Source organism: Paracoccus yeei ATCC BAA-599, from assembly GCF_000622145.1.
Classification (GTDB): domain Bacteria; phylum Pseudomonadota; class Alphaproteobacteria; order Rhodobacterales; family Rhodobacteraceae; genus Paracoccus; species Paracoccus yeei.
Genome location: NZ_JHWH01000052.1, coordinates 1 through 5,932 on the forward strand (window position 1 = coordinate 1; position 5,932 = coordinate 5,932).

The 5,932-nt window shown below is 67.5% G+C and carries 8 protein-coding genes, 1 tRNA gene and 1 pseudogene; 7 read left to right on the forward strand and 3 right to left on the reverse strand.

All coding sequences use genetic code 11. The features are described from left to right. From BU28_RS0117305 to BU28_RS0117315, 3 genes and pseudogenes are all read right to left on the reverse strand, one after another. Positions 1 to 279, reverse strand: a pseudogene (locus BU28_RS0117305) (IS110 family transposase); the annotation flags it as partial. A 64-nt stretch (positions 280 to 343) separates the two neighbouring features. After that, positions 344 to 589, reverse strand: a complete 246-nt coding sequence (locus BU28_RS0117310; RefSeq protein WP_028720555.1) for a DUF6538 domain-containing protein — start codon at positions 587 to 589, stop codon at positions 344 to 346. Between the two features lie 80 nt (positions 590 to 669). Beyond that, positions 670 to 744: transfer RNA gene (locus tag BU28_RS0117315), tRNA-Thr, on the reverse strand. 127 nt (positions 745 to 871) lie between these two features. On the opposite strand from BU28_RS0117315, the gene BU28_RS0117320 reads away from it, so the two are divergent. The 7 genes from BU28_RS0117320 (at position 872) to BU28_RS23590 (ending at position 5,858) form a co-directional block, all read left to right on the forward strand. Beyond that, complete coding sequence (locus tag BU28_RS0117320) at positions 872 to 1,063, forward strand: hypothetical protein (RefSeq protein WP_028720556.1); 192 nt, start codon at positions 872 to 874, stop codon at positions 1,061 to 1,063. Continuing rightward, positions 1,064 to 2,347, forward strand: coding sequence for a UDP-N-acetylglucosamine 1-carboxyvinyltransferase (gene murA / locus BU28_RS0117325; protein WP_028720557.1), 1,284 nt, complete (start codon positions 1,064 to 1,066; stop codon positions 2,345 to 2,347). It begins immediately after the preceding gene. Further along, complete coding sequence (locus BU28_RS0117330; RefSeq protein WP_028720558.1) at positions 2,340 to 2,819, forward strand: DUF2948 family protein; 480 nt, start codon at positions 2,340 to 2,342, stop codon at positions 2,817 to 2,819. The genes murA and BU28_RS0117330 overlap by 8 nt, the downstream gene beginning before the upstream one ends. Before the next feature lie 212 nt (positions 2,820 to 3,031). Next, positions 3,032 to 4,342, forward strand: a complete 1,311-nt coding sequence (hisD, locus tag BU28_RS0117335; RefSeq protein WP_028720559.1) for a histidinol dehydrogenase — start codon at positions 3,032 to 3,034, stop codon at positions 4,340 to 4,342. Beyond that, positions 4,339 to 4,827: a UPF0262 family protein gene (locus BU28_RS0117340; RefSeq protein ID WP_028720560.1), complete on the forward strand. Its 489-nt coding sequence runs from the start codon at positions 4,339 to 4,341 to the stop codon at positions 4,825 to 4,827. Before hisD ends, BU28_RS0117340 begins: the two co-directional genes overlap by 4 nt. Positions 4,828 to 4,830: 3 nt before the next feature. Beyond that, positions 4,831 to 5,322: an arsenate-mycothiol transferase ArsC gene (locus BU28_RS0117345; protein WP_028720561.1), complete on the forward strand. Its 492-nt coding sequence runs from the start codon at positions 4,831 to 4,833 to the stop codon at positions 5,320 to 5,322. Positions 5,323 to 5,366: 44 nt separating this feature from the next. Next, positions 5,367 to 5,858, forward strand: a complete 492-nt coding sequence (locus BU28_RS23590) for a PAS domain-containing protein (RefSeq protein WP_051578290.1) — start codon at positions 5,367 to 5,369, stop codon at positions 5,856 to 5,858. The last annotated feature ends 74 nt before the right edge of the window (positions 5,859 to 5,932 follow it).

Consider the following 5,932-nt stretch of genomic DNA (forward strand, 5'->3'; position numbering starts at 1 on the left):
ATCGGCGACATCGTTCTTCTGGCGCTTCACAAAGGGCTTCACATAGGCCGGCGGGATGAGCCGCACCTCATGGCCCAGCTTCCCGATCTCACGACCCCAGAAATGGGCGCCACCGCACGCCTCCATCACGACGACGCAGGATGGTAGCTGGCTGAAGAACGCCAGCACCTGGTCCCGCCGAAGCTTCTTGCGCAGCACCGCTCGCCCAGAAGCGTCGGCCCCGTGAAGCTGAAACACATGCTTCGCAAGATCGAGCCCGATCGTGGTAATCTCCGACATGACCTCTCCCCTCTGTGGATCGTCCCAGACCCACCCTGGCACAGCGAAGCCGTCGGGGGGGCGGTCACATCATCAGAGCCGTCTTGAGGGGGATCGTCTGGGGGCCCTTACGGATCGCCTCCCAGCGGGCCATGTGCTTCGCATACTCCGCCGCGAACAGTCGTTTGGCCTCCACCTCGTCAGTTGTCCCGAGAGAATAGGACAGCACATCCTTGCCGACCGCGTTGCGCACATCGGCAGGAACGCGGGCACGAAAGTAGAACGGGGAGCCGGGCTGGCGCTGAGTCGGACGAGGCATCTTCAAGACCATTGTGTGCGACCCCTGTGTGTAAGTAGGGTCGAGCCAAGTCTCTGATACAGCGTATCTTCTTGGGATGTGACAAGAAAAAATGGTGCTGTGAGAGAGGATTGAACTCTCGACCTCACCCTTACCAAGGGTGTGCTCTACCACTGAGCTACCACAGCATCGTGCCGGGGGCTTTAGACCGAGCGCGCCGGCCACGCAAGGGGGCTGGCGCAAAAAATTGCCTTTTGCATGCCCGACCCCGGCGGCGGCATGGACGCAATCCCGCGATGCGGTTAACAGGGAGCCATGACCAGGGAACCCCGCAAGCCGGATGCATCGAACGATCGCGAAGCGCGCCTCAAGGCGGCTCTGCGCGCGAATCTGGCGCGGCGCAAGGCGCAGGGCCGTGCCCGCGCGGTCGGCGGGGACCCATCCGAGGATGAGCAGCAGCATGGGCCAAAGACGCCGCGTCAGGGCGCGCCCGGGAACGAGGACTAGATGGACCAGATCATCGTAAGGGGGAACGGGCCGCTCAAGGGCGAGATCCCGATCGCCGGGGCCAAGAACGCCTGCCTGACCCTGATGCCGGCGACGCTGCTGACCGACCAGCCGCTGACGCTGACCAACGCGCCGCGGCTCTCGGACATCCGTACCATGACGGCGCTGCTGCAATCGCTCGGGGCCGAGGTGGCCAGCCTGCAGGACGGGCAGGTGCTGGCGCTGTCCAGCCACGATCTGGACAATCACACCGCCGATTACGACATCGTGCGCAAGATGCGCGCCTCGATCCTGGTGCTGGGGCCGATGCTGGCGCGCGACGGCCATGCCGTGGTCTCGCTGCCGGGGGGCTGCGCCATCGGCGCGCGGCCGGTGGACCTGCACATGAAGGCGCTCGAGGCGATGGGGGCTGAGCTCGACCTGCGCGAGGGCTACGTCCACGCCAAGGCGCCGGCGGGGGGGCTGAAGGGCGCCGTGATCGACTTTCCCATCGTCTCGGTCGGGGCCACGGAAAACGCGCTGATGGCGGCGACGCTGGCGCGCGGCACGACCGTGATCAACAATGCCGCGCGCGAACCCGAGATCGTGGATCTCGCGCAATGCCTGCGCCGCATGGGCGCGCAGATCGAGGGCGAGGGCACCGCGACCATCACCGTCGAGGGCGTCCGCAGCCTGGGCGGAGCCACCCATCCGGTCGTCACCGACCGGATCGAGCTTGGAACCTACATGCTGGCCCCCGCCATCTGCGGCGGCGAGGTCGAGTGCCTGGGCGGCCGCATCGACCTGGTTGCCGCCTTCTGCGAAAAGCTGGATGCCGCCGGCATCGACGTGACCGAAACCGAACGCGGGCTCAAGGTCTCGCGCAAGAACGGTCGGGTGCGGGCGGTGGACGTGGTGACGGAGCCCTTCCCAGGTTTCCCGACCGATTTGCAGGCGCAGATGATGGCGCTGCTTTGCACCGCCGAAGGCACCTCGGTGCTGGAGGAGAGGATCTTCGAGAACCGCTTCATGCACGCGCCCGAACTGACCCGCATGGGCGCCCGGATCGAGGTCCATGGCGGCCATGCCACCGTCACGGGCGTTGCCAACCTGCGCGGCGCGCCTGTGATGGCGACCGACCTGCGCGCCTCGGTCAGCCTGATCCTGGCGGGGCTGGCCGCCGAGGGCGAAACCATCGTCAGCCGGGTCTATCACCTGGATCGCGGCTACGAAAAGGTCGTGCGCAAGCTGCGCGGCGTCGGTGCCCAGATCGAACGCATCAAGGAGAGCGAGCCCCATGAATGATGCCCGTTTCGCGGATGCAGACCCTGCGCCGCTTGCCCTCGTCGCCCAGGATGTCGAGGATCTGACCGTCATCTCGGCCCTGGTCCAGGACGCCGTCCTGCCGGTGACCGAGATCACCTATGACATGCGCCACCGCCAGCTGGCGCTGCTGCTGAACCGCTTCCGCTGGGAGGATGCGGAAAGCGCCCGGCGCGAGGAACGGCCCTATGAACGGGTGCGCGCCGTTCTGCTCGTCTCGGACGTGCAGAAGGTGCAAAGCGACGGAATAGACCGGGCCGACAACGATCTGGTGCTCGAGCTTCTCGCCCTGCGCTGGGAGGCGGGCGAGGACGGGACGGGACGGCTGCTGCTGGATTTCGCGGGCGACGGCACGGTGGCCGTGGATGCGGAATGCCTGAACGTGGAACTCCGCGACGTGACCCGGCCCTATATCGCCCCCTCGCGCCGCGCGCCCGAACACCCCGAACGCTGATCCCCTCATGCGGCCGCCGTGCTGGCGGCACTGTCGCATGGGTATTTGAAAAACGGTGAAAGCCGGGTGGGGCCTCTCCTGCTTTCACCGTTTCCCAAATACCCAAATCCGGCAGGGCGGGCCGGGAGCGACCGCTTGCCTGCCGTCCCGCATCGCCGCTTGAGCCCCCTGCGTGCAGCCGCTAACAAGGTTGCGACATTGTGAGCGTGACCATGCCGATCCATCTTTCGACCGCCCAGCCCGATTTCGAGCAGCGCTTTGCCGATCTTTTATCGATGAAGCGCGAGGATGCGGCGGATGTGAACGAGGCGGTGGCCGCGATCATCGCCGATGTCCGGGCACGGGGGGATGCCGCCCTGGTCGAGTTGACGGGGCGTTTCGACCGGCTGGACCTGACGGCGGTGGGGCTGGCCTTCACCGCCGGGGAAATCGCGGACCAGACGGCCCGTGTCTCGGCCGAGGACCGCGCGGCGCTGGTCACGGCGGCCAGCCGCATCCGTGCCTACCACGCCCGCCAGATGCCCGAGGACATGCTCTGGACCGACCCCGAAGGCGCGAGCCTGGGGTGGCGCTGGACGCCGGTTTCGGCGGCGGGGCTTTACGTTCCGGGAGGGCAGGCGAGCTATCCCTCCTCGGTCCTGATGAACGCGATTCCGGCGCGGGTGGCCGGGGTCGAGCGGCTGGTGATCTGCGTTCCGACGCCCGATGGCGCGGTCAATCCGCTGGTGCTGCTGGCCGCCGAACTGGCGGGCGTCGATGAGATCTATCGCATCGGCGGCGCCCAGGCCATTGCGGCCCTGGCCTATGGCACCGAAACGATCCGGCCCGTGGACAAGATCACCGGGCCCGGCAACGCCTATGTCGCCGCGGCCAAGCGCCAGGTCTTTGGCCGCGTGGGCATCGACATGATTGCCGGTCCCTCCGAGGTGCTGATCATCGCGGCCGGCGAGCAGGACCCCGAATGGCTGGCGCTCGACCTGCTGGCTCAGGCCGAGCACGATGCCGATGCGCAGTCGATCCTGATCACCCCCGACAAGGCTCTGGCCCAGGCCGTGGTGGCCGAGGTCGAGCGGCTGCTGCCCAGCCTGCCGCGTGCGGCCGTGGCGGGGGCCAGCTGGCGCGACTATGGCACGGTCATCCTGACCCGCGACCTGGACGAGGCGGCGGCGCTGTCGGACCGGCTTGCGCCCGAGCACCTGGAGCTTTGCGTGGACGATCCCGATGCGCTGGCCCGCAAGACGCGGCACGCGGGGGCGATCTTTCTGGGCGGTTGGACGCCCGAGGCTGTGGGCGATTACGTCAGCGGCCCGAACCACGTCCTGCCGACGGCGCGCTCGGCGCGGTTTTCCTCGGGCCTGTCGGTGATGGATTTTCTCAAGCGCACGACGCTGGCGAAGCTTTCGCCGGCGGCGCTGGGGACCATCGGGCCGGCAGCGGTGCGGCTGGCCGCCTCCGAGGGGCTTTCGGCCCATGGCCTGTCCGTCTCGGCCCGGCTCAGGACGCTGAACGGAGACGAGCGATGACCCAGGCGACCGACCGGCTGTGCCGGATCGACATCGACGACAGCGCCATGCCGCCACCCACGCCCGAGATGGAGCAGGACCGCCGCGTCGCCGTCTTCGACCTGCTCGAGGACAACAGCTTTCGCCTGCCGGGCCGCGAGGGCCAGCCTGTGCCGCCCGGGCCCTATGCCCTGTCGCTGGCCATGCGCGACAAGCGGCTGGTGTTTTCCATCGCCACCGAAGGCAATGAGGCGGTGGCGGAATTCCATCTGTCGATGGGTCCCTTTCGGCAGACGGTCAAGGACTATTTCCAGATCTGCGCCAGCTACTTCGATGCCGTGAAGCGCCTGCCGCCCGCCCAGATCGAGGCGATCGACATGGCCCGGCGCGGCATCCACAACGAAGGCGCCCGCACCCTGCAAGAGCGGCTCGAGGGCAAGGCCGCCATAGACATCGACACCGCCCGCCGCCTGTTCACCCTGATCTGTGCCCTGATCCCGGAGTGATTCGTGGCCGGACCGATTCCCCCTTCGGTGCTGTTCTGCTGCGATCACAACGCCATCCGCTCGCCCATGGCCGAAGGGATGATGAAGAAGTTCTACGGCCGCGCCGCCTATGTGCAATCGGCCGGCGTCAGGAACGACATGGAGGTGGACGGCTTCGCCATCGCCGTCTGCAAGGAGATCGGGGTCGAGATCTCGACCCACCGCTCGCGTTCGTTCGAAGAGATGAAGGAATGGGGGGACGACCTGGGCAGCTTCGATCTGGTGGTGGCCCTGTCCCCGGCCAGCCAGCGCCAGGCGCTTGAACTGACGCGGGTTTCGCATCTGGACGTGGAATACTGGCCGATCATGGACCCGACGGGCCTGGCCGAGGGGCGCGAGGCGCGGCTGGCGCTTTACCGCCAGATCCGCGACCAGATCCGCGACCGGCTGATCGACCGTTTCGGCCCGCCGACCGAGGCCGGGTCGGAAAAACCGCCCGTGCTAACGAAATCTTAGGGGATGGGCGGGTAAGGCTTGGGAAATCCAAGCGGAGTTTGCCCATGTCTGATTTCCTGAACCTGGCCCGGGGACTTGACCGCGCGATGCAGTCCCTGCGGACGCACCGGGCCGTCCTGGCGCTGGATTCGGTCGGCCGGATCGTGGCGATCAACGAATTCTATCGGCGCCTGACCGGATTTTCCCGCGACGCGCTGATCGGCCGCCCGGTCTGGGTGCTGCTGGACCTGGGCGAACGCTGCGCCGGCCGGCTCGGCGCGCTTCTGGACCTGGCCGAGGGCGGCGAGGCGCATATTCCGGAACTCGCGCACATGACGCGCTCGGGGCGGCGGTACCGGGTGGATGCCAAGGTCTTCGCGGTCTGCGATCCGCAAGGGGCAAGGACGCTCAGCATGGTCTTTGCCCGGCCCGAGGACAGCGGCGGCCTGATCGACATGCGCCACGTCTTCGGCGGCTCGGTGCTGCCCGAGCCAACGGCCATGCCCGCGCCCGAGGAGGCGATCTTTCGGCCCCGCCTGGTGCGACGGGACCATTAGCAGGCCGCTGAAATAGTCCTGCCTCGACAGTGGTTTGAGAACATGATTCACCGTCGGCATGATAACGGCGGGGG

What these genes read in the sequence shown, in the direction of transcription:
- BU28_RS0117310 (WP_028720555.1), bottom strand. Translation starts at nt 589, where the DNA reads ATGGTCTTGAAGATGCCTCGTCCGACTCAGCGCCAGCCCGGCTCCCCG.
- BU28_RS0117320 (WP_028720556.1), top strand. Translation starts at nt 872, where the DNA reads ATGACCAGGGAACCCCGCAAGCCGGATGCATCGAACGATCGCGAAGCG.
- murA (WP_028720557.1), top strand. Translation starts at nt 1,064, where the DNA reads ATGGACCAGATCATCGTAAGGGGGAACGGGCCGCTCAAGGGCGAGATC.
- BU28_RS0117330 (WP_028720558.1), top strand. Translation starts at nt 2,340, where the DNA reads ATGAATGATGCCCGTTTCGCGGATGCAGACCCTGCGCCGCTTGCCCTC.
- hisD (WP_028720559.1), top strand. Translation starts at nt 3,032, where the DNA reads ATGCCGATCCATCTTTCGACCGCCCAGCCCGATTTCGAGCAGCGCTTT.
- BU28_RS0117340 (WP_028720560.1), top strand. Translation starts at nt 4,339, where the DNA reads ATGACCCAGGCGACCGACCGGCTGTGCCGGATCGACATCGACGACAGC.
- BU28_RS23590 (WP_051578290.1), top strand. Translation starts at nt 5,367, where the DNA reads ATGTCTGATTTCCTGAACCTGGCCCGGGGACTTGACCGCGCGATGCAG.